A 22,298-nucleotide genomic window follows, 5' to 3' on the forward strand; every position below is an offset into this window, starting at 1 on the left:
GTGAACGCGCGCACCGCGACCGTGAGTCGCGACACCAAGGAGACCCGGATTACAGTCTCCGTCAATCTGGACGGATCCGGCGAGAGCAAGCTGGCCACCGGTCTGCCGTTTCTCGAACACATGCTGGAACAGATCGCGCGCCACGGCCTGATCGACCTGAATATCCAGGCCGAGGGAGATCTCCACATCGACGCCCACCACACGGTGGAGGACATCGGCATTGTGTTCGGCCAGGCGGTGGCGCAGGCGGCGGGCGACCGCAAGGGAATCCGTCGCTACGGTCACGCCTACGTTCCGCTGGACGAGGCCCTCAGTCGCGTGGTCATCGATTTTTCGGGTCGTCCCGGCCTGGAATACCATGTCGCGTTTCCGCGTGCCCGCATCGGCGAGTTCGACGTGGACCTGTTCCACGAGTTCTTTCAGGGATTCAGCAATCACTCCCTGACGACCCTGCACATCGATGCCTTGCGCGGCGCCAATGCGCACCACATCGCTGAAACGGTCTTCAAGGCCTTCGGTCGTGCAATGCGGTTGGCGTTGGAGGCGGATGCGCGCCTGGGTGACGTCATACCGTCCACCAAGGGGAGTCTGTAGGGACCGCCACCGGCGGCACCATGTCCACGTTCGATTCCATGGAATCCCCGATGCAAATTCTATCGTTGGCGCCGGGCCGCCAGGACTAACCCCGATGGGCAGCGTTGCCGTCATCGACTATGGCATGGGAAACCTGCGCTCCGTGTGCAAGGCCATCGAACACGTGGGGGGCTCCACCCGGGTCACGATCGTCGACGATCCGGACGGCATTCGCCGCGCCGACCGGGTTGTGTTTCCGGGCCAGGGCGCCATCGGCGGTTGTGTCCGCGCCCTGCAGGAGCACGAGTTGCTCGATGCGCTCGAGGATGCCATGCGCAACAAGCCGTTCCTTGGGGTCTGCCTGGGACTGCAGGTGTTGTATGAGTCCAGCGAGGAGGGCGGGGGTACGCGCGGGCTGGGCCGGATTCCCGGTACGGTGCGTCGTTTCCCCTCGGGTCTTTCCGACGAAATGACCGGGGAGCGCCTCAAGATTCCGCACATGGGGTGGAACCAGGTGCACCACGTGCAGGCCCATCCCCTGTGGGCCGGCATACCCCAGGACGCCCGATTCTATTTTGTACACAGCTTTTACGCAGATACGACCGACGCGGACTTCATTTATGGTACAACCGAGTATGGTTTACGGTTTACCTCGGCCGCCGGCCATGAGAATATTTTTGCGGTGCAATTCCATCCCGAGAAAAGCCAACACGCAGGATTGCGTTTGTACGAGAATTTCCTGAACTGGGACGGCAGGAGTTAGTCAGGGTTTTCAACATGCTGGTCATTCCGGCCATCGACATCAAAGACGGCAAGTGTGTGCGGCTGCGCCAGGGGCGCATGGACGAGGAGACGGTGTTCTCCGATGACCCCGTTGCCATGGCCACGCGCTGGGTCGAAGCGGGCGCCAGACGCCTGCACCTGGTCGATCTGAACGGAGCCTTTGAGGGCAAGCCGGTCAATGCTACGGCAATCGAGGCGATCACCCGCGCCCATCCGGATGTCCCGGTGGAGGTTGGCGGTGGCATTCGTGATGAGGATACGATCCAGGCGTACCTGGAGCTGGGCGTGCAGTACGTCATCCTGGGTACCAAGGCAGTCAATGCGCCGCACTTTGTCGGGGACATGTGCGCGGAATTTCCGGGCCACATCATCGTTGGCCTGGATGCAAAGGACGGCAAGGTGGCCATCGATGGCTGGTCCAAGCTTTCGGGTCACGATGTGGTGGATCTGGCGCAGCGCTTCCAGGACGACGGCGTGGACGCGATCATCTATACGGATATCGGTCGTGACGGCATGATGAGCGGGGTAAACGTGGATGCAACCGTGAATCTGGCCCAGTCGATCTCCATCCCGGTCATTGCATCCGGCGGCATCAAGACCCTGGATGATATCCGTGCCCTGTGCGCAGTGGCCGACGAGGGTATCGTCGGTGCCATCACCGGTCGCGCGATCTACGAAGGGACCCTGGACTTCGCCGAGGCGCAAAAGTTGGCAGAAACCTGCAACTAGAACCCGGATCCGCACGGGGTTTTTGACCTTTCCCTCCAACAGGACGTACTCTTCTGGGTTTCCGGACACCCCGCCAACGGCGGTAACCATCATGGGCCTAGCCAAACGCATCATTCCGTGCCTGGACGTCGACAATGGTCGCGTCGTCAAGGGCATACGGTTCGTGGAGATTCGCGATGCCGGCGACCCGGTGGAGGTCGCGCGCCGCTATGACGAGCAGGGCGCGGACGAAATCACCTTTCTCGATATCACCGCCAGCTCTGACGACCGCGAGACCATGGTGCACGTGGTGGAGCAGGTGGCAAGCGAGGTTTTCATTCCCCTCACGGTGGGGGGCGGTATCCGCGAACTGGAAGATGTGCGGCGCATGCTGAATGCCGGCGCCGACAAGGTGGCCATCAATACGGCGGCCGTGGCGCGTCCCGAGTTCGTGCGCGAGGCGGCGGAACATTTCGGCTCCCAATGCATCGTGGTTGCCATCGATGCCAAGCAGGTGGCGGACGGCGAGAATCCACGCTGGGAGATCTTTACCCACGGCGGTCGCAAGGCAACGGGACTGGATGCCGTCGAATGGGCGCGCCGTATGGCCGAGTACGGTGCCGGCGAACTCCTGCTCACGAGTATGGACCGCGACGGGACCCGGGATGGTTTTGATCTTCGGCTCACCCGGGCCGTATGTGATGCGGTGGAGATACCCGTGATCGCATCCGGCGGAGTGGGCGAGCTGCAGCATCTGCTTGATGGAGTCCGGGACGGACATGCCGACGCGGTGTTGGCCGCCAGTATTTTTCATTTTGGCGAATACACCGTAAACGAAGCCAAGCAGTTTCTCGCACAGCATGGCATAGAGATTCGCGATACCAGCGCGAAGGAGGCAGCGGCATGAGTTCAGCTGGAAGCTGGCTGGACACGGTCAAGTGGGATGCCCACGGGCTGGTACCGGCGATCGCGCAGGAACAGGGCAGTGGGCGGGTGCTCATGGTTGCGTGGATGAATCGTGACGCCCTCGCGGAAACGGCTGATACCCGGCGGGCGGTCTACTGGTCGCGCTCGCGCCAGAAACTGTGGCGCAAGGGCGAGGAGTCCGGCCACGAGCAGGCGGTGAGCGATATCCGACTGGACTGCGATGGCGACGTGGTTCTATTGACGGTGGAACAGAAAGGCGGCATTGCCTGTCACACCGGTCGGCACAGTTGTTTCTTTCGCCAACTCCAGGGGGACCAGTGGGTCGAAGTGGAACCGGTCCTGAAATCCGAGGAAGAGATCTACGGGCGCAGCTGAGGCCGGTCCCCCGGCGGATCCATGTGGAACGAATGAATGTCTGATATTCTGAACAAACTGGCTGCCGTACTGGCCGAACGCAAACAGGCGGATCCGTCCTCCTCGTACGTGGCGGGCTTGTATGCCCGCGGTCTGGACACCATCTTGAAGAAGATCGGCGAGGAAGCAACCGAGACCGTTATTGCGGCCAAGGGCGGAGACGCCGACCAGATCGTGCACGAGACGGCGGATTTGTGGTTTCACACCCTGGTCATGCTGATCGAGCGCGGCATTGAACCGGAGCGTGTACTGGCGGAGCTGGAACGCCGTTTCGGCGTTTCCGGGCTGGACGAAAAGGCGGCACGAAAGGGATAGATACGGATCCGTGCCGAACACGCGGGGACCCCTGAGGTCCAAACTACTGACACAGACTATTGCATCGGAGAACTACCATGGGACCAGGTTGGGTACAGCTACTGATCGTTCTTGGAATTGTGCTGCTGATCTTTGGCACAAAGAAGCTACGTAACATCGGCGGCGACGTGGGCGGCGCGATCCGCAATTTCAAACAGTCGATGAAAGAGGGTGAGGCCGGCGAAGGCGAGGCCAAGCAGGTCGAGGAAAAATCGGGACGCGTCATCGAAGGCGAGGCGAAGACCGAGGAGAAGGACAAGGTCTGACGCGAAGGCTTCGGGCCACCCATGTTTGACGTCGGCTTTTCTGAACTGACCCTAATCGGGCTATTGGCCCTGATCGTGCTGGGTCCCAAGCGATTGCCTGAAGCAGCCCGGACCGCCGGTCTGTGGGTCGGTCGACTGCGGGCGTTCATCAGCAATGTGCGAGACGATCTCGATCGGGAACTCCAGGGCGGGGACCTCGAAGAGCTGCGCAAGCTGAAGCACGAACTGGATGAGACCCGGCGCATGGTCCGGCAGCAGTCATCGGAGACATTCAGTCAGTTGCAGGCCCTGGATGAGGCCATCACCGGCGACCATTCCATACTGCCTTCGGCCGAAACCCCGGCGCAAAAACCGCGCGCGAAAACCCGCAAGAAGGCTGCGAAGAAATCGACCCGGAAGAAGAGTGCAACAAAGAAGACTACGCGCCCCGCGAAAAAGAAAGCGAAGCGTTCCATCACAAAAAAGAAATAGATAACCCGGCAACTCCATGAGCGGGACCGAATCCACCGACGACGATCTGCAGGAAGGGACGCTGATCTCCCATTTGCTGGAGCTGCGCAACCGGCTGCTGTATATCGCCATTGTGATCACCGTGGTGTTTATACCGGCGGCGATCTTCTCCAATCATCTCTATCAGTTCCTGGCGGCGCCCCTCCTGTCGGTGCTTTCGGCCAAGGGCGAACTCATCGTCACCAACCCGCTGCAGGCCTTCCTCACGCCGGTCAAGCTGGCCTTCTTTGTCTCGGTTCTGATCACGATCCCCTTTACCCTGTACCAGGTGTGGGCCTTTATCGCACCGGGACTGTACCGGCGCGAACGGGGTATGGTGCTGCCCTTGCTGGTGTCCAGCACGGTCTTGTTCTACGCCGGCATGGCTTTCGCCTATTTCGTTGTCTTCCCGCTGGTGTTCCGTTTTCTCAGCGGGTTCACGCCCATGGGCGTGCAGTTCACTCCGGACATCAAGGCCTACCAGGACTTTGTCTTCACGCTGTTTCTTGCCTTTGGCGCGGCCTTTGAGTTGCCGGTTGCCCTGGTGCTCCTCGCCCGGGCCGGTGTCGTGAATCCCGATACCCTGGCGAAAAAGCGACCGTACGTGATCTTGTGGATCTTCGTGGCAGCCATGCTGCTGACTCCGCCGGACGCTTTGTCACAGACGTTCCTTGCCATTCCCATGATCATCCTGTTCGAGATCGGCCTGATCTTTGCGCGCAGGGTCTACCCCAAGGACGAGGAAGACGCGGAGTTGGATGATGCTGCGATGGAAGCGGATATGGAGAAAGAGATCGAACGCGCGCGGGAAGTGGAGCGGAGGAGACAGGCCCGGTCCAAGAAGAAGACCGCGAAGAAGTCCCCGCGCAAGAAGAAGGTCTCCGGAAAAAAGAGTACGAAAAGGCCGGCCGGGCGAAGAAGCGGAACAAAAAAACCTGAATGACCGTCTGAAGGGGTTATGAAACGGTCTTTCCTCATTTCCCTCCTGGTTGCGCTCCTGATACCCGCAGCGGTCGCAAGCCCAAAGCCGGCAGCCAAGCTCGAAAACCGGCTTGCGCACAATCCTTCTCCCTATCTGGCTATGCATGCCGGGGATCCTGTGGCATGGCAAATCTGGGACCGCAAGGCTGTCGCCGCGGCGCGGGCACAAAACAAGCTCCTGTATGTCTCCATTGGCTACTTTTCCTGTCACTGGTGTCATGTCATGCAACGGGAGAGCTACCGCAATCCGGAGATCGCCCGTTTCCTGAACACCCATTTCATCCCGGTGAAGGTCGATCGCGAGCTGGAACCGGCCCTGGACGCCCGTATGGTAGCCTTTGCCGAGCGGACCCAGGGTTCCAGCGGCTGGCCGCTGAACGTATTTCTGACTCCCGATGGCTACCCCTTGTATGCCGTTCTTTACCTGCCACCGAAGAATTTCCTTGCCGTACTGCAGCGTCTTCAGGGACTTTGGGGCCAGGACCCGAAGGCCATGGCCAAGCTGGCGCGCCAGGCCCAGCCGGGTGGCACGGGTCCGGGCAAGCCGGAACTGGACGCGGGCCAGGTTCGCCATTGGGTAGCCGCGGTAGTCGGACAGGCACGGGAGATCGAGGATCCGCTGAGCGGCGGTTTCGGCAAGCAATCCAAGTTTCCTTCGGTACCGCAACTGGATTTCCTGATGGCCTTCCTGGCCAGCCATCCGGATCCAAAGTTGGAGGAATTCCTCAAGCTCACCCTGGACCAGATGGGACAACAGGGCCTGTACGACCATATCGGCGGCGGCTTCTTTCGCTACACCATCGATCCGACCTGGCAACGGCCGCACTTTGAGAAGATGTTGTACGATAACGCCCTGTTGGCGCGACTGTACTCACGTGCAGCACGACAGTTTCACAGTCCCCGATATTCCCGGCTCGCGCGATCCACCTTCGCATTTATGGAGAACGCCCTGGAGCGACAGAGCGGAGGCATGATTGCGGCGCTTTCGGCCCTGGACGACCACAATGTCGAAGGCGGGTATTACCTTTGGTCCCTGGGGGACCTGAGGAAGATCCTGTCGCCGGAGGAACTACACGTGTATCGGAGTGCGCGGGGCATGACGGACGCACCGCCCTTCGACGAGGGTTATCTTCCCTTGGGCATCGTTCCGTCCGTTGGCGCCAAGGCCAGGGAACTCGGGCTGAAAACGGGCCAACTCAGGCGACTGGTCGACGAGGCTGACGCAAAGCTCCTGGCGGCCCGCCAGCGTCGCAACGTTCCCCCGGATCCGAAGCAACTTGCCGGTTGGAACGGGCTGGCACTATCTGCCTTTGCGGATTCGGCGCGCCATGACGGTGACCCTCACTATCGAGTGGTCGCCGGCCGATTACGCAATTTCCTTGTTACCCGGCTGTGGAACGGCCAGAAGCTGTATCGGGCCGTGTCCCGTGGGCACGGGATCGGTCAAGCCAGCCTGGAAGACTATGCCTATGTGGTCCGCGGTCTTGCCGATTGGGCACTGCTTACCGGAAAGCAGGAGGATGCCCGGTTCGCGATACGGATCGCCAATCGGGCATGGACGGATTTCTACGGCCCCCATGGTTGGCGCCTCGGGGAAAGCAGTCTGATCGCACCGGAAACCGGTCGGGATGCAATCGAAGATGGACCCATGCCGTCGCCTTCGGCGACCCTGATGGCCGCCTGTCTGGATCTTGCGCGCATACGCGGGGATGCGGCCCTTCGTCGGCGGGTACTGGCAGCGCTGAACAGTGGCACTGATCTCGTGCAGCAGAATCCGTTCTGGTATGCGACCCGTGTGCGCGTGATGCAGGAGGCCTTGCGGTCGGGTGATCGTGCCGGATCCTAGCTGTCCGTCGGTGGATGCGGCGGGCGATCCGCCGCCGTCGCAGTAATGGTCTGCTTCTTGTTGTCGCGCAAAATGGTGAGCCGGACCGCCTCGCCGGGTCTGTGACGAGAGATTGCTGTCTGCGCGTCCCGCCCGTCGTGGATCGGCTTGCCGTCAATTTCGATGATGACGTCACCCGGCTCAACACCGGCCTTGTGCGCCGGGCCATTGCGCAGGACTCCGATGACCACCACGCCCTGGGGTTTGTCCAGATTCATGGCCTTGGCAAGACTCGGGGTGACGACATGGGCCTCGATGCCCAGCCAACCGCGGCGCGCGTGACCGTATTCCAGAATATCCGACAACACGCCCTTGGCCAGGTTGGACGGGATTGCGAAACCAATCCCCTGGGAGCCGCCGGATCGGGAAAATATTGCTGTATTGATGCCAATGAGATTTCCGTAGGCGTCCACCAGGGCGCCACCCGAGTTTCCGGGATTGATGGCGGCATCGGTCTGGATGAAGTTCTCGACGGCATTGATGCCCAGTTTGTTGCGCCCGGTCGCGCTGACTATGCCCATGGTGACGGTCTGGCCGACGCCGAAGGGATTGCCGATGGCCAGGGTGACATCTCCCACGCGCAACTTGCTGGAATCGCCGAGGGTTATGGTGGGCAGGTTCGTCAGGCCCACCTTGAGGACCGCGAGATCGGAATCCGGATCGCTGCCGATCACCTTGGCGCTGGAAGAACGGCCATCGCGCAGCGATACCTGGATGGCATCGGCATTCTGGATGACGTGATTGTTGGTGAGGATGTAACCGTTCTTGCTGACGATTACCCCGGAACCCAGACTACGTTCCACCCGCTTCTGTGGCCGGATCAGGTCGTCCGGGTTGCCAAAGAACTGGCGAAAGACTGGATCGTCGAAAAAGGGGTGGGGTTTGACCGTCACTACCTTGGCGGTATTGACGTTGACCACGGCGGGCGCCGCGTGTGCCACCGCATCCGCATAGGACACCGGGCCCATGGTTCGCGACGACGTGGGGGTGCTCTGCTCGATCTCTACCGTTGTCGGGCGGCTGCGGGACAACAGGCCGGGTGCAACGACGGTGATCACGAAGGCCAAGGCCAGGCCGGCAACGATGGCCTGCAGGACGAATTTCACGCGGCGGGATAGGGCCATGAATCGGGGTTCCCTGCTGAGATGATGTAGGGGTCCGCATTGTACACTAGCGCCACATTTTGCAGGTGCACGCTGTGCGCATTTTTGCCACGTAAAGGCAGCGTTATGATCCGATTTTCGCCAAAATCCGCGTTTCCCTTGACTGAAAAGAGGCGTTGTATAATCCTATGCGCCGCCCGAGGGCGCAGAAGTACTTAATAATGTTCTTAACTTCCTGATCGAGCGAATATTTTTGAATCTCCGGGTGTCCATTCCGATCGGCCCGCATCCTGATTTGGGGGATAAATGAGTAACGATGGCGTTGACCGTAACCGGCGCCGGCTGCTGACGATCACCACCGGCCTGGGCGCTGTGGGTGTAGTCGGTGCAGCCGTGCCTTTCGTAATGAGTATGGAACCCAGTGCCCGGGCACGCGCCGCGGGCGCACCGGTGGAGGTTCCGATCGGCAAGATCGAGCCGGGACAGATGATTACCGTCCAGTGGCGTGGCAAACCGGTATGGGTCCTGCGCCGCACCAAGAAGATGCTGGACGAAATCAAGAAGGATGAATCCCTGCTGGTGGATCCGTTTTCGAAAGTAAAGACCCAGCAGCCCCCCTACGTGGGTCCCGAAACCCGGTCCATCAAACCCGAATACCTGGTATTGGTGGGGATCTGCACTCACCTCGGTTGTTCGCCGAAACCAAAGCTCCAGATCGGTGCCGCTTCCGGTATGGGTCCGAACTGGCCGGGCGGTTTCTTCTGCCCCTGTCACGGGTCCAAGTTCGACCTCTCGGGCCGAGTATTCAAGAACGTCCCGGCGCCGACGAACCTGGTGGTTCCGCCGTACAAGTATCTGAGCGACACCCGCATCATCATCGGTGTCGATGAAAAGAAAGGAGCGGCGTGATGCAAAAGCTGATTTCCTGGATTGACGATCGTTTCCCTCTCATCGAGACGTGGGAATATCATCTTTCGAAGTACTACGCCCCGAAGAACTTCAACGTCTGGTACTACTTCGGCTCCCTGGCAGTCGTGGTGCTGGTGATTCAGATTGTCACCGGCATCTTTCTGACCATGCACTACAAGCCGGATACGCATTTGGCCTTCGCATCGGTCGAGTACATCATGCGCGACGTCGACTACGGGCGCGACGTCGACTACGGCTGGCTGATCCGCTACATGCATTCCACCGGTGCATCGTTCTTCTTTATTACGGTCTATCTGCACATGTTCCGCGGCCTGATGTACGGTTCCTATCGCGGCCCGCGTGAACTGCTGTGGATCATCGGTGTGGTGATCTTCATCGCCCTGATGGCCGAGGCCTTCATGGGCTATCTGCTGCCCTGGGGCAATATGTCCTACTGGGGCGCGCAGGTGATCATTTCCCTGTTCGATGCCATCCCGTATGTCGGCCATGGTCTGTCGGAGTGGATTCGCGGTGACTTCGTGGTTTCCGACGCGACCCTGAACCGCTTCTTCGCCTTCCACGTGATCGCGGTTCCCCTGGTTCTGATCGTGCTGGTATTCCTGCACCTGGTGGCCCTGCATGCCGTCGGCTCCAACAACCCCGACGGGATCGAGATCAAGAAGAACAAGGGCGAGGATGGTATTCCGCTGGACGGGATTCCGTTCCACCCGTACTACACGGTCGGCAAGGACCTGTTCGGTGTGGTGGTGTTCCTGATGATCTATTCCGCCGTGGTATTCCTGGGACCGGAACTGGGCGGTATCTTTCTGGAGCATGACAACTTCGTTCCGGCAAACATCCTGCAGACCCCGCCGGAGATCAAACCGCTGTGGTATTTCACGCCGTTCTACTCGATTTTGCGTGCGACCACTTCGGATCTGAAGCCGATTCTCGGCGCGTTCTTTGGCGTGGTTGGTGCCATATCTGCCTATTATTCGAGGGGCAAGATACTTCGGGTTGGTGTGATTGGCGCGATCGTTGCGGTTCTCATCCTCGGTCTGTACGTGCTGGAGGCCAAGGTGTGGGGCGTGATCCTGATGGGTAGCTCCCTGGTGGTGCTGTTCTTCCTACCGTGGCTGGACCAGTCGCCGGTCAAATCTGTCCGCTACCGCGGGTGGATCTACAAGCTGGCGCTGACGGTGTTCGTGATTGCCTTCATCATTCTCGGATATCTCGGCATGAAGACCCCGGCAGGGGTGGACCTGATCTGGTTCCAGAACAAGACCTGGGCACAGGTGTTTACGATCATCTATTTCTCGTTTTTCTTCCTGATGCCGTTCTATACCCGATGGGACAAAACCAAGCCGGTACCGGAGAGGGTGACCAAATGAAGAAAGTACTGATAACAGTCATGTTGGCACTTTTGCCGGCGGTTAGCTTCGCAGCGGCGGAGAAATCCTGCGGTGAAATCGACTGCGATCACGTTCAGGTGGACCTGGGCGATCGTGAATCGCTGCAGCGCGGCGCGCGTCTTTTCGTCAACTACTGCCTGTCGTGCCACAGCGCCAGCTACATGCGCTACAACCGCATGGCCAAGGATCTGGGGATCGGCGACAAGATGGTCGAAAAATACATGGGCTTCATCACCGACAAGGAAGGCAAGTTCAAGGTTGGTGAGCTCATGAAGGCCAATATGACCCCGGAAGTGGCCAAGGCCACGTTCAACACGGTTCCGCCGGACCTGAGCGATGTCGCCCGGTCCCGGGGTCCGGACTGGATTTACACCTACATGCGCAGCTTCTACAGCGACACTACCCCGAGCGGATGGAACAACTTGGTGTTTCCCCACGTCGCCATGCCCAATGTGTTATATGGCCTGCAGGGCGTACAGCGCGCTGTGTTCGAAACCAAGAAAGACGGTGAGCGGGAGTTCTTGCGGATTGAAACCGAGAAGCCGGGCAGCATGTCGGAGAAGCAATACGATGCCGCCATGCGCGACCTGACCAATTTCATGGTCTACCTGGGGGAGCCGGCGAAGCTGGTACGCTATCGCCTGGGCGTATTCGTGCTGCTGTTCCTTGCCGTCCTGTTGCTGTTTTCCTGGATGCTCAAGAAGGATTACTGGAAAGACATCCACTAGTCTGTATGGTATGTAGGCGCATGGGCCAATCCCTGGCCCATGCGCCTGTTTCATGAAGCACTAGGAGAAAGGTCCGATGGCATCGCCCGCAAATCGCAAACCGGTAATGACCCTCTATTCGGGTACTACGGATCCATTCAGTCATCGAACCCGGATTGTGCTGTTCGAAAAGGATGTCGAGTGCCACATCGAATTCATCGATCCGAACAACAAGCCGCGTGAGTTGGCGGAGTTGAATCCGTACAATCAGGTGCCGGTTATGGTGGATCGTGATCTCGTACTCTACGAGTCGCTGATCATCAACGAATATCTCGACGAGCGTCTTCCGCACCCGCCACTGATGCCTGTGGACCCGGTCAATCGGGCCAAGGCGCGCCTGATGCTGTTTCGGTTTGACCGCGACTGGTACAGCCTTTTCCCCGTGATCGAGGGAAGCGACAAGAAGGCGGCGACCAAGGCGCGCAACATCATTCGTGACGGGCTGACGGTTATCTCTCCGGTATTCAAGCACCAGGAATTCTTCCTCGGGGACGAACTATCCCTGGTGGACTGTTCCCTGGCCCCCGTTCTGTGGCGCCTGCAGCACTTCAATATCATTCTCCCGCGCCAGGCCAAGCCCATCCTCGACTACGGGGAGCGCCTGTTTGCCCGCAAATCGTTCCAACTGAGCCTGACCGAGCTGGAGCGTGAGATGGTCAAGTGAGTCCTGGACGGGAAGCCGCGGGAGAGTCGGTATGAAGACCCTGAAGGCTTCCCTGCTGGATGCCGTCTACGGCTGGGCCCTGGACAATCAATTCACCCCCTACCTGGTCGCGGTGGCTGACTACCCGGGCATCGAGGTCCCGGAGTCCGCGGTCGACCAGGGCACCGTGGTTCTCAACATTCATCCCCGCGCCGTCCGCGATTTCGTTCTCGACGACGATTTCGTCACATTCAGCGCCCGCTTTTCCGGTCAGGCTCGAACGGTTTCCGTCCCGGTTGCCGCCGTGACCGCCCTCTATGCCCAGGAGAATGGCGAGGGCGTTTCGTTTGCCTTGCCGGAACCACCCGCCGATCCCACGGGCACCCGGCCCGCTGCAGGTGATCGGCCGGCACTGAAGATCGTCAAATAACCCCACTTCGCCCGTCGCGGTCAACCCGCGCGGTCTCCATATGTTATTGCAGTCACACACATGCCAGCGGTTCTGGCTGCTAGACTACTGTGACACACCAACAGGGAGACCGACCGGTGAGACTGCGACGAATCGTACCGCTTGCAACACTGCTGGTGTTGCCACACGTGGCGCTCGCGAACGATGTGGGCATCTTTAGCGAGGTTGACGGGGACGTAACGATTCTTCGTGGCGATACTTATTACCAGGCCGCGACCGGTGTGGATGTCAACGAGCAGGACATCATCGAGACCGGGAAGCAAGGCTCCGCGCAACTGGACCTCGAGGATGGTTCCAGTCTGCGCATCGCCGGAAACAGCCGGGTACTGCTTTCCGATTATCAGCTTCGCGAGGACGGTAACGTCGTCAGGGCGACGGTCGATGTTCTTACCGGTTGGCTGCGGTTCGCAGTCAGCAAATTGCATGGCCATTCGAGCTACGGCTTCAACACCCCGGTCATGACCATCGGAATCCGGGGAACCCAGGGCATCATTCAGGCCGATACGGGGGACGGCAGCCTGATGCTGGAAGAGGGACATGTTCGCGTTCACGGGATCGATGAAGAAGGAAATGAAAAACCCGGAGAGGAAGCCGTGGATGCGGGTCAGTATCTTTCTCGCCAACGGGGAAGGATGTTTGCCCGCCGGGCTGGAGCCCCGGCGGGCTTCTGGAGCCGTTTGCCTGCGCGCATGAAGCTTCGGCTCGTACGCAGGGCGCAGCTTCTGAAGCGGCATGGCATCCAGCCGCGTCCAATCCGGCGCATGCAGCGAAGGGATATGCTTCGCTATCTGCACAATCATCCGGCCATGAAGTGGCGCTTGCGCCGTCGTTTTCAGGCGCGATGGAAGGACGATCCCGAATTCCGCAAGGCATTTGCGCGTCACCGTCGAGACGTACGCGAGCGACGTCAAAACTGGCGCGAGCGCAGGCGGGTGCACCGGCATTTGGTGGACTAGGCGATCATGCTGCGGGCCATCCGGGCGGACATCACCACGCTGCAAGTTGACGCCATCGTAAATGCGGCCAACGAAAGTCTTTTGGGCGGCGGCGGTGTGGACGGCGCGATCCACCGCGCGGCGGGACCGGAACTGTTGGCCGCCTGCCGGGAAATCGGGGGTTGTCCCACGGGAGAGGCGCGCATCACGGCCGGATTCCGGTTGCCCGCGCGCTACGTGGTGCACACCGTGGGCCCGGTCTGGCACGGCGGCGATGCCGGGGAGGCGGCCCTGCTGGCCAATTGCTACCGAAACTCCCTGGAGCTGGCTCTGCAGCAGGGCGATATTCGAACCATCGCCTTTCCCGGCATCTCCACCGGGGTGTACGGCTATCCCAAGGAAGAGGCCGCGCGGGTCGCGATCACGATTTGTCGCGACTACGACTCGCGCTTTGAGGAGATCGTATTCTGCTGCTTCAGCGTGGAAGACCGGGAGCGCTACGAGCGACTGCTGGCTGCCGAATCGGACTAAACCGGTTCATGCCATTGCGGCACGAACCGGCCCGATGACTAGTCGCCGATACGGAAACCCATTTTCAAGGAGTAGGAGTTGGTGCCACCGGTATTGTCCGCCTCCACCGTCAGGTTGAATGCGGTCAGGTCGAAGGCCAGGCCGTAGAAATAGCGGGACCTGGTTTTGCCGTAATCCGAAAAACCACTGCCGCTCAGGTCCGAACCGTTGAGCTGCACGAAACCGATGCCGGCATAGGGCGAGATCGGTCCCAAGCCCTTGGAGATACTGGTGTCGAGCCCGGTGGTGGTGGCCTTGAGATAGCCCGGGACCTCATAGCTCGTATAGGAGCCACGTACGTTCCACGCCGGGGAGGCGATGCCGCCCTTCCAGATGGCGTAGCTCAGGGCCGCGCCGTAGCCGGTACCCGTAACCCCGGTAGTGGGGATGCCGATGCTGGTGTAGTAGCCAGCGATGTCGAGGCCGGCGACCAGGCCTTTCTGGAATTTCAGTTTGGGCAGGACCACCGAGTTGCCCTGGAATTTGCCACTGGTGCCCTCGACGCTGATGTCGAAACCGACGATGCCCAGGGGTGCGGCCGCCGCGACCGCGCGGTACTCGGTGAGGACGCCAAATTCGTCCATCAAATTGTTGAATGCGGCCTGCGATGCAGGGGGCGCTGCGTGGGCGACGGAGCTGGCGCCCACGAAGGCGACGGCAACCGGTATAAGACGCTTTTTCATTTCTTCCTCCATTCGGATGGGCCGGTCGCGTAGGGACTGGCATTGCCTGATAACTATAGTATCGGCGAACGCACGGCGAAAACCGTACCGGCCGTCGGTCCCTTAGCTACGGTCTTCCCCATTCGCTTCCGGAAAGATCTTCCCCGGATTGAGGATCCCTGCGGGATCGAACTCGTGCCGGATGCGCCGCATGAGATCCAGCGTTTCCGGGTCAATCTCGCGATTGATGTAGTCGCGTTTTTCCCGGCCGATTCCGTGTTCGCCGGAGAGGGTCCCGCCAAGGGAAAGAACCAGATCGAACACCGCGTCCAGGCACGGTCGCGCGTGCTCTTGTTGTTCCGGGTCCTGCGAGTCGTACAAGAGATTGACGTGAATGTTGCCGTTACCGGCATGACCGAAATTGACGATGGTAATACCATACCTGCGGCTGATCGTTTCCAGGCCGTCGATCAGATTTGGTATCCGTGATACCGGGACCACCACATCCTCGTTCAACTTGTTGGGTGCCACCGTGCGCAGGGCCGGTGACAACGCCTTACGCGCCGCCCACAGTTGTGCCGCCTCCTCCGCTGTCTGTGCCTGGCGCAGGTCCACCAGGCCATCGTTACTGGCAGCGCGCGAAACGGCTTCCACTGCCGCGTCCAGACCGGCAAGCGGGCCGTCGACTTCAATCATCAACATCGCCCCGGCGCCCTCGGGCAAGTCGGCACCGGCGTACTCGCGCGCCATGGAAATGGCGCGTGCATCCATGAACTCAAGGGAACGCGGGATGGTTGCCTGGCCCATGACGGCCGATACGGCCTCCGCGGCATGGCTGATGTTCTGGTATGCCACACGCAGGGTACGTATGGCCTCGGGCAGCGGCGCGAGCTTCAGGGTCAGTTCGGTGATAATCGCCAGTGTTCCTTCGGAGCCGATCAGCAGGCGGGTCAGGTCGTAGCCAACCACCCCCTTGGTGGTGTACACGCCGGTCTGGATGGACTCGCCGGCGCCGGTGACCGCCTTGAGGCCAAGGACATTATCGCGCGTGGTGCCGTACTTCAGGGCGCGCGGGCCCGCGGCGTTGACTGCCGCGTTGCCGCCAATGGTGCAGAAAGCGGCACTGGTGGGATCTGGCGGCCAGAAGAAACCGTGTTCGGCAGCGGCATCCTGTGCTGTCTGGTTGAGCACACCGGCTTCGACCACCATCACCCGGTTGGCCGGGTCGGTGGAGAGGATGCGATCCATGCGCTCCAGGGAAAGCACAACGCCCCCGGCGTACGGTACCGCCCCACCGGCGGTGCCGGTGCCGCGCCCACGAACGGTCAGGGAAATGGATCGCGATCGACACTCGCGCACGAGTTCCACAACTTCCTGTTCCGTGACGGCGAGCGCGACGGCTGCAGGTGGTGAGAGGTGGCGTGAGTTGTCCTGACCATAGACCCAGCATTCGGCGGGGTCCGTGAGCAGGCGTTCGGCGCCAAAGATCTCCCGCAGACGTGTCAGGAATTCGGGATCCAGCTCATGCGTGCTCACGAATGCGGCGTACCAGGTCGGTAGTGGAACGTTCGAAGCGGAAGGGAATGGAATGCACCTGGCCGCCGGACTGCGACACGAAATCCGCGCCGACGATCTGTTCCGGTGCCCAGTCGCCGCCCTTGACCAGGTGGTCGGGTCGCACCCGGCGGATGAGATCGAGCGGCGTGTCTTCATCAAAGGGAACTACCAGCGATACGCAGCCGAGGGCGGCCAGCACCGCCATGCGATCATCCAGCCCGTTGAAGGGCCGGTCGGATCCCTTGTCGAGGAGTTTTACCGAATCGTCGCTGTTGACGCCGACGACAAGGCTGGACCCCAGGGCCGCCGCCTGTTCGAGGTAGTCCACGTGGCCCCGGTGCAGGATGTCAAAACAGCCGTTGGTGAATACGATAGGGCGGGGCAGAACGGCGAGCCGTTTTTCCAGTTCGGACGGATCGCGGAGGATCTTCTTCTCGCTCGGATTCACGCCTGACCCAGCAATTGATGATCGATCAGATCGCACAGGCAATGGATCGTCAGGATGTGAATCTCCTGGATGCGCGCTGTGGACGGCCCGCGCACGCAAATATCTACATCGTTGCCGGTCAAAAGGGTCGTGATTTCGCCGCCGTCGCGACCGTTGAGCGCAACGACAATCATGTCCCGTTCCTGTGCCGCCGCGACCGCGCGGATCACGTTGGCGGAATTTCCGGAGGTGGAGATCGCCAGCAGCACGTCACCGGGTTGACCCAGGGCGCGCACCTGTTTTGCAAAAATATCGTCGTAGTTATAGTCGTTGGCGATCGAGGTGATCGTTGAGCTGTCCGTTGTCAGCGCGATGGCCGGCAGCCCGGGCCGTTCCTTTTCGAAGCGGTTGAGTAGTTCGGATGAGAAATGCTGGGCGTCCGCTGCGGATCCGCCATTGCCGCATGCGAGGATCTTGCGATCCGCGAGCAGGGCGGTAATCATGCGATCGGCGCCGTCGACGATGACCGGAATCAGCGAATCCTTCAGTTCGGCGATGGTCTGTGAATGCTGCTGGAAATTACCGACAACGCGTGCGGCCAGGGAGGAAGGTTCGCCGGGTGTCTTGACTGCTTTCATTGTGCACCTGTTCAGAAGGCGTTTCGATACCAAACAATTTTGCCGCTCCGGCTGTCGCCGGCTATCGCCACGACGTCGAAACGGCATGGGCGGGATCGGGAGCCGTAGCATTCCTGCAGATACTGTTCGGCGCTCAGCCGGAGCTTCCGCTGCTTGCTGCGATCCACTGTTTCTCCCGCAAGACCGTAGGCCTCGCTACGCCGGTATCGTACCTCAACAAAGACCAGTGTGTCCCCGTCCTCCATGACGAGATCGATTTCACCGCGCGGGGTGCGATAGTTTTGGTCGATGAGGGACAGGCCGTGGCGGCGCAGGTAGGCGCCAGCGCGTTTCTCAGCCTTTCGTCCCGACCGCAGGTGTTTTGGCGTCCGTGCCATCACTGATGTCCAGTTGTTCGCGATACCGTACGACGGTGTCCAGCAGACGCGGGATTCCGTGGCGGAACCGGGCCCAGATCAACTGCCGATGAATGTGTCCCGCCGGGTCGATGCTCAGGCCGCTCGTCACCCCGTTGTAGTGCACTGTGTCATCGCTGGCGATGCGCCCCAGATGAGGCGCCACCGCATAGCTGTCCACACCCAGGGCAAACAGGCGGTCGTAGGGGGAGTAGGCGTAGGGCCAGCCTTTCTGGAGTTTCTGCCGCAGCGCCTCCATGCGTGGATTGCGAAGCAGCATCCATGGCATGTCGCCGAAGACGACACCGTTCAGATCGGCATCCTTGGCCGCATCCGGTCGGCCGTAGTAGATGCTGGAGGTCGAGTAAACAGGAATGTTCGAGGCCTGGTTGTAGTTCAGCTGCGGTTTGATCAGCCGGCCGCGCTGGGGATCGGCGGCAAGAAAAATCATGTCGATGTCCTGGCGAGCCCGGGGTTCGAACTTCAGCTTCAGCTTCAGTTTGTGTTGGAGCAGGGCATCGCGCTCCATGCTTTGCGTGATGTTCAACAGGTTCTGAATCGGTTTCGAATAGTCGGCTTTGTTGTTTTCGTAGGCCTCACTCGTGACGATGATTCCACCGAGGGTGCGCCAGTGGTCACTGAAGGCCTTGAACATACGTTGGCCCCATTCGTTGTCGGGATACAGAATTGCCGCCTGGCGATGGCCGTCGAGGTAGGCTCGCTCCGCGGCCTGCCTCGCCTCCTGCTCCGGCGGTAGACCAAACTGGAAAACATTGTCGTCGCGTACGTTCCCGCTGGTGTGGCTCAGGAGTATCGTCGGTACCGACAGGTCACCGCTGGATGCCAGGCGATCGACGGCATCGGCACCGAGCGGGCCGATCACCAGTTGCGCGCCATCGTCGACTGCCTGTTCGTAGAAATCCGGTGCCTTCTTTGGATCATCGCCGATGTCGTACACGCGAATCGTCGGTTTGTCCGGGCTCGGGTTGTTGGCATCCATGGCCATAAAGCCATCGCGTACGGCCTGCGCGGCCCGCCCGTAGCGGGACGTGAGCGGTAGAAGCAGGGCGATGCGATCGATGCGACCGATCATGGTCGGACGACGACTGCCAATGGTGGCGAGCAGATCAGGCGAAACCGGGTGTCCGGGATAACGCTGCTTCCATGCATCGATTGCGCCCGGGAGGCTGCGCGGGTTGTGTGCACCCTCGATACCAACGGTGGCAAGATCGATCCAGCCGCGCAGCACGGTGTTCGATTCGCGGGCACGACGGGACTGCAATTCGGCCTGCGGAAGGGAACTCAGGATGGACCACAGCTGCAGCTGATTGTTCTCAATCTTCTTCTTGTCTGCCAGATACTGCTCGCGCTTTACGAGGTCGCGAACCGAGCGGAACGGATGGCCCAGGGAGAGATTCGCTTGCGCCCGGACCCAGTAGATATCGGCGACCTGATCCGGGCCAATGTTGTGTATCCGCGAGGCGGCGGCGGCGAGAAGAATGGCGCGTGCCGAATCCCCTTCGGCATGGGCGAGCCGCGCTTCAAGTACAAGCTTGCGTGCGCGCAGAATCGGACTGAGCCCGGTTACATCAATCTCATCGATGCGTCGCCGCGCTTCTGCAAACTGGGCCGCCTGGATCGTTTGCGCCAGTGCCTTGAGCTGGTAGTCCTGCTTCCTGGGTGGTGTCGCGGTCTCAGCAAGTTGATCGTAGATTCGCGCTGCCCGCAGAAATTCACCGGCGGCCTCGGCCTGGGCGCCGGCATCGGTCGTGGCCGGGCCTTCCGTTACGGGTTTCGGGGCCGTGGTCTGACACCCATTGATCAACAACAGCACGAGGCTGAGGAGCAGGAGTCCCGCGCCCTGCCGGATCGATGTCGCCGGGGTGATTCTCACGTTCGTAGTCCAAATCGGGTATAAAGCGTGGGAAAGTATCCAAGCAGGGCACAGGCATGTCAAACGAGCGCGGGACCCTTTATCTTGTGGCGACACCCATCGGTAACCTGGGTGACATGAGCGCGCGGGCCATCGAAACACTCAAGAAAGTGGACCTGATCGCGGCCGAGGATACACGGCACAGCGCGCCCCTGCTGCGTCATTTCTCCATTGCCACCACCACCACTTCGTTTCATGAACACAACGAAGCGGAGAAGGTTGGACAGCTCGTCGACCGCCTGCGCGCGGGCGAGGATATCGCCCTGATCAGCGATGCCGGGACGCCGCTCGTAAACGACCCCGGCTATCGCCTCGTACGGGCCGCGCGCGACGATGGGCTGCGGGTTGTCGCGGTGCCCGGGCCCTGTGCTGCCATCGCCGCACTGTCAGTTTCCGGATTGCCAACCGATGAGTTTGTCTTCGCCGGCTTCCCGCCGCCGCGCCGGGAAGCGCGCCGGCGTTGGTTTCAGGAACGTGCGAACGAGCGGCGTACCCAGATTTTCTACGAAAGCCCGCATCGGATCGTGGAATCCCTGGAAGACATGGCGGCGGTCTACGGAGGGGATCGGGCGGTGGCCGTCGCAAGGGAACTGACCAAGCGTTATGAGACTGTTCTCGACGGTCCGCTGGTCGCGGTTGTCGAGCGGGTCCGGGACGATCCCAATCAACAGAAGGGCGAATTCGTGGTCCTGCTTCGGGGGCGGGAAAAGAGAGAAGACGAGATGCCGGATGAAGCGGTGCGAACCCTGGAGATCCTGGCTTCCGAGTTACCGCCGCGCCAGGCGGCGGCCCTGGCAAGCCAGATTACGGGGCTGGCAAAGAACCGCCTGTATCGGTGGCTGGTGAACTCCGGCTCCGGGAGCAGCAGCTAGCCCGGCTGGCACCAAAAGCCGCGGCTGAATATGCCTGTTACCAAGCACAGGAGGAGGGTTGTGACCGGTTCAGTGTGCGAGCCACCCCAGAATGGCGGGAGCCAGCAGACACACAAGAAACAGGCTGAGGTTCAAATAGTGGCTGATGCGATCAGCCGGACCTGGATTCTCCACGTAGCGGATGTATCCCAGTTGTGAGCCTGCTTCGATAATCACTTTTGCCAATTTGCGTTTCATCTCAGGTCTCCTAGGTTTTGTTTCCCGGGAGCGCGTTAGCCGTTCTTGCCGTGTTTAGATTGCAACCCACGTGCCATCTGTGGCGAGGGACGGGAAACCGGGACGTTTCTTTTTGCAATCATACGCTTATCAATGGGACCGGATATTGACGGACGTCGATAGTGGGCCAAAGCGATGGCTTACCGCCCACGAATGGAAAACCCAGTGCACTATTCTGGTGCGAGTTCCGAATCACGTCGTTGGTTGAGGCTGTTATCCTTCCGGCGCGGATGGTGGCGGTGTGAGTGCCTACTCCGGGAGGTGAGTTGGAGCCTTTTTAACTATATAATTGCCGGCGGAGTCGGCCAGACAGTCGCTGCGCGCTTGGCGCGTGGAGGAAAGTCCGGGCTCCACAGGGCAAGGTGCCAGGTAACGCCTGGGGGGCGAGAGCCCACGGAAAGTGCCACAGAAAATACACCGCCTAAGCGGCCCTCGGGCCGCCGGTAAGGGTGAAATGGTGCGGTAAGAGCGCACCGCGCCGCTGGCAACAGCGGTGGCAGGGAAAACCCCACCTGGAGCAAGGCCAAATAGGGGAACCATGGCGTGGCCCGCGCCGTTCCCGGGTAGGCTGCATGAGGCGTACGGCGACGTGCGTCCCAGATGAATGACTGTCCACGACAGAACCCGGCTTATCGGCTGACTCATCCTCTTCCAATCCTCCAATATTTCAGTATATTGGAGGGTTCTTCTCTATCAGTTTCTTAGAAATTCTCCCGGCGGTTCTGCCGATGACGCTTCATCGAACCTCGCTAAACGCTTGTCGAAAAAAGGAAACTTGCCCCCCTGCGGTGGGAAATTCGCTTGACAGTGCTCTGAGATGGTACATATAGTGTGGATTAGTGGGAAAATGTGGGTAAATGTGGGTAGGAGCACTTCCGGGAGGAGGTATGTATCGCGGTGTCAGCACCATCAATCTGGACAGCAAGGGGCGAATGGCGATTCCGACGCGCTATCGCGATGGCCTGCTGCGCCAGTGCGAAGGCCATATGGTGGTCACCGTCGATCGTGACACCTGCCTGCTTCTGTACCCCCTGCCCGAATGGGAAGAGATCGAGCGCAAACTGGTGCGCCTCCCGAGTTTTAACAAGCAGGCCCGGCGCCTGCAGCGACTGCTGATCGGACATGCCACCGAATGCGAACTGGACGGCAACGGGCGCATCCTGTTGCCCCCGCCGCTACGCGAGTTCGCCGGCCTGGACAAGGCAGTGGTACTCATCGGTCAGGGCAACAAATTCGAGGTATGGGATGAGGCCCGCTGGGCCAGCCGGCGTGACGAGTGGATGCAGGCCGGAGATGAAGACGAAGGCGAACTCCCGGACGAACTGGGTTCGCTGTCGTTATAGGACGGCG

General features: G+C 60.5%; 27 protein-coding genes and 1 other RNA gene. 20 read left to right on the forward strand and 8 right to left on the reverse strand.

Annotated elements, in window-relative coordinates:
- The 10 genes from hisB (at position 1) to P8X48_06460 (ending at position 7,341) form a co-directional block, all read left to right on the forward strand.
- Positions 1–594, forward strand: a complete 594-nt coding sequence (hisB, locus tag P8X48_06415; GenBank protein MEJ2106950.1) for an imidazoleglycerol-phosphate dehydratase HisB — start codon at positions 1–3, stop codon at positions 592–594.
- A gap of 94 nt (positions 595–688) precedes the next feature.
- The gene (hisH, locus tag P8X48_06420) at positions 689–1,336 is read left to right on the forward strand and encodes an imidazole glycerol phosphate synthase subunit HisH (GenBank protein ID MEJ2106951.1); all 648 of its coding nucleotides are present in this window, start codon (positions 689–691) and stop codon (positions 1,334–1,336) included.
- A gap of 14 nt (positions 1,337–1,350) precedes the next feature.
- Complete coding sequence (gene hisA, locus P8X48_06425) at positions 1,351–2,085, forward strand: 1-(5-phosphoribosyl)-5-[(5-phosphoribosylamino)methylideneamino]imidazole-4-carboxamide isomerase (protein ID MEJ2106952.1); 735 nt, start codon at positions 1,351–1,353, stop codon at positions 2,083–2,085.
- 91 nt (positions 2,086–2,176) lie between these two features.
- A complete protein-coding gene (hisF, locus tag P8X48_06430; protein MEJ2106953.1) occupies positions 2,177–2,971 on the forward strand; it encodes an imidazole glycerol phosphate synthase subunit HisF in 795 nt (264 codons plus the stop codon).
- Positions 2,968–3,366: a phosphoribosyl-AMP cyclohydrolase gene (hisI, locus tag P8X48_06435; GenBank protein ID MEJ2106954.1), complete on the forward strand. Its 399-nt coding sequence runs from the start codon at positions 2,968–2,970 to the stop codon at positions 3,364–3,366. Before hisF ends, hisI begins: the two co-directional genes overlap by 4 nt.
- A 36-nt stretch (positions 3,367–3,402) precedes the next feature.
- On the forward strand, positions 3,403–3,720 hold the full coding sequence (locus tag P8X48_06440) for a phosphoribosyl-ATP diphosphatase (GenBank protein ID MEJ2106955.1): 318 nt from the start codon (positions 3,403–3,405) through the stop codon (positions 3,718–3,720).
- Positions 3,721–3,797: 77 nt separating this feature from the next.
- Complete coding sequence (gene tatA / locus P8X48_06445; GenBank protein ID MEJ2106956.1) at positions 3,798–4,025, forward strand: twin-arginine translocase TatA/TatE family subunit; 228 nt, start codon at positions 3,798–3,800, stop codon at positions 4,023–4,025.
- A 21-nt stretch (positions 4,026–4,046) separates the two neighbouring features.
- Complete coding sequence (gene tatB / locus P8X48_06450; protein ID MEJ2106957.1) at positions 4,047–4,496, forward strand: Sec-independent protein translocase protein TatB; 450 nt, start codon at positions 4,047–4,049, stop codon at positions 4,494–4,496.
- Between the two features lie 16 nt (positions 4,497–4,512).
- Positions 4,513–5,457: a twin-arginine translocase subunit TatC gene (gene tatC / locus P8X48_06455; protein ID MEJ2106958.1), complete on the forward strand. Its 945-nt coding sequence runs from the start codon at positions 4,513–4,515 to the stop codon at positions 5,455–5,457.
- A gap of 15 nt (positions 5,458–5,472) precedes the next feature.
- The gene (locus P8X48_06460; GenBank protein MEJ2106959.1) at positions 5,473–7,341 is read left to right on the forward strand and encodes a DUF255 domain-containing protein; all 1,869 of its coding nucleotides are present in this window, start codon (positions 5,473–5,475) and stop codon (positions 7,339–7,341) included.
- Here the strand turns inward: P8X48_06460 and P8X48_06465 are convergent.
- Positions 7,338–8,504, reverse strand: a complete 1,167-nt coding sequence (locus P8X48_06465; protein ID MEJ2106960.1) for a Do family serine endopeptidase — start codon at positions 8,502–8,504, stop codon at positions 7,338–7,340. The two genes, P8X48_06460 and P8X48_06465, sit on opposite strands and share 4 nt — an antisense overlap.
- Positions 8,505–8,789: 285 nt before the next feature.
- On the opposite strand from P8X48_06465, the gene petA reads away from it, so the two are divergent.
- The 7 genes from petA to P8X48_06500 all read left to right on the forward strand — a co-directional run bounded on the left by petA (position 8,790) and on the right by P8X48_06500 (position 14,149).
- Positions 8,790–9,392 (forward strand): ubiquinol-cytochrome c reductase iron-sulfur subunit, encoded by a 603-nt coding sequence (gene petA / locus P8X48_06470; protein ID MEJ2106961.1) that lies wholly within the window; start codon positions 8,790–8,792, stop codon positions 9,390–9,392.
- Positions 9,392–10,783 (forward strand): cytochrome b N-terminal domain-containing protein, encoded by a 1,392-nt coding sequence (locus P8X48_06475; GenBank protein ID MEJ2106962.1) that lies wholly within the window; start codon positions 9,392–9,394, stop codon positions 10,781–10,783. The genes petA and P8X48_06475 overlap by 1 nt, the downstream gene beginning before the upstream one ends.
- Positions 10,780–11,532, forward strand: a complete 753-nt coding sequence (locus tag P8X48_06480; protein ID MEJ2106963.1) for a cytochrome c1 — start codon at positions 10,780–10,782, stop codon at positions 11,530–11,532. Before P8X48_06475 ends, P8X48_06480 begins: the two co-directional genes overlap by 4 nt.
- 76 nt (positions 11,533–11,608) lie before the next feature.
- Entirely contained in the window at positions 11,609–12,235 is a 627-nt protein-coding gene (locus P8X48_06485; protein ID MEJ2106964.1) for a glutathione S-transferase N-terminal domain-containing protein, read from the forward strand.
- Positions 12,236–12,266: 31 nt separating this feature from the next.
- Positions 12,267–12,644: a ClpXP protease specificity-enhancing factor SspB gene (locus P8X48_06490; GenBank protein ID MEJ2106965.1), complete on the forward strand. Its 378-nt coding sequence runs from the start codon at positions 12,267–12,269 to the stop codon at positions 12,642–12,644.
- Positions 12,645–12,760: 116 nt separating this feature from the next.
- Entirely contained in the window at positions 12,761–13,639 is an 879-nt protein-coding gene (locus P8X48_06495; GenBank protein ID MEJ2106966.1) for a FecR domain-containing protein, read from the forward strand.
- Positions 13,640–13,645: 6 nt separating this feature from the next.
- Complete coding sequence (locus P8X48_06500; GenBank protein MEJ2106967.1) at positions 13,646–14,149, forward strand: O-acetyl-ADP-ribose deacetylase; 504 nt, start codon at positions 13,646–13,648, stop codon at positions 14,147–14,149.
- Between the two features lie 38 nt (positions 14,150–14,187).
- Here P8X48_06500 and P8X48_06505 read toward each other — a convergent pair whose 3' ends face one another.
- The 6 genes from P8X48_06505 to P8X48_06530 form a co-directional block, all read right to left on the reverse strand.
- Positions 14,188–14,871, reverse strand: coding sequence for a hypothetical protein (locus P8X48_06505; protein ID MEJ2106968.1), 684 nt, complete (start codon positions 14,869–14,871; stop codon positions 14,188–14,190).
- A gap of 102 nt (positions 14,872–14,973) precedes the next feature.
- Positions 14,974–16,386 (reverse strand): FAD-linked oxidase C-terminal domain-containing protein, encoded by a 1,413-nt coding sequence (locus P8X48_06510; protein ID MEJ2106969.1) that lies wholly within the window; start codon positions 16,384–16,386, stop codon positions 14,974–14,976.
- Positions 16,373–16,855 (reverse strand): D-glycero-beta-D-manno-heptose 1-phosphate adenylyltransferase, encoded by a 483-nt coding sequence (rfaE2, locus tag P8X48_06515; protein MEJ2106970.1) that lies wholly within the window; start codon positions 16,853–16,855, stop codon positions 16,373–16,375. The genes P8X48_06510 and rfaE2 overlap by 14 nt, the downstream gene beginning before the upstream one ends.
- Positions 16,852–17,472: a phosphoheptose isomerase gene (locus tag P8X48_06520; protein MEJ2106971.1), complete on the reverse strand. Its 621-nt coding sequence runs from the start codon at positions 17,470–17,472 to the stop codon at positions 16,852–16,854. The genes rfaE2 and P8X48_06520 overlap by 4 nt, the downstream gene beginning before the upstream one ends.
- Positions 17,473–17,483: 11 nt before the next feature.
- The gene (locus P8X48_06525; GenBank protein ID MEJ2106972.1) at positions 17,484–17,849 is read right to left on the reverse strand and encodes a YraN family protein; all 366 of its coding nucleotides are present in this window, start codon (positions 17,847–17,849) and stop codon (positions 17,484–17,486) included.
- Positions 17,806–19,761 carry a penicillin-binding protein activator gene (locus P8X48_06530; protein MEJ2106973.1) on the reverse strand — a complete coding sequence of 652 codons (1,956 nt, stop codon included), beginning with the start codon at positions 19,759–19,761 and terminating at the stop codon, positions 17,806–17,808. Before P8X48_06530 ends, P8X48_06525 begins: the two co-directional genes overlap by 44 nt.
- A 56-nt stretch (positions 19,762–19,817) precedes the next feature.
- On the opposite strand from P8X48_06530, the gene rsmI reads away from it, so the two are divergent.
- On the forward strand, positions 19,818–20,672 hold the full coding sequence (gene rsmI / locus P8X48_06535; protein MEJ2106974.1) for a 16S rRNA (cytidine(1402)-2'-O)-methyltransferase: 855 nt from the start codon (positions 19,818–19,820) through the stop codon (positions 20,670–20,672).
- 69 nt (positions 20,673–20,741) lie between these two features.
- Here the strand turns inward: rsmI and P8X48_06540 are convergent, their stop codons facing one another.
- On the reverse strand, positions 20,742–20,909 hold the full coding sequence (locus P8X48_06540) for a hypothetical protein (protein MEJ2106975.1): 168 nt from the start codon (positions 20,907–20,909) through the stop codon (positions 20,742–20,744).
- A gap of 336 nt (positions 20,910–21,245) precedes the next feature.
- On the opposite strand from P8X48_06540, the gene rnpB reads away from it, so the two are divergent.
- Positions 21,246–21,596: RNase P RNA component class A (gene rnpB / locus P8X48_06545), an RNA gene on the forward strand.
- 239 nt (positions 21,597–21,835) lie between these two features.
- Positions 21,836–22,291 carry a division/cell wall cluster transcriptional repressor MraZ gene (gene mraZ / locus P8X48_06550; GenBank protein MEJ2106976.1) on the forward strand — a complete coding sequence of 152 codons (456 nt, stop codon included), beginning with the start codon at positions 21,836–21,838 and terminating at the stop codon, positions 22,289–22,291.
- The last annotated feature ends 7 nt before the right edge of the window (positions 22,292–22,298 follow it).

The organism is Acidiferrobacteraceae bacterium (assembly GCA_037388825.1).
Classification (GTDB): Bacteria; Pseudomonadota; Gammaproteobacteria; order Acidiferrobacterales; family JAJDNE01; genus JARRJV01.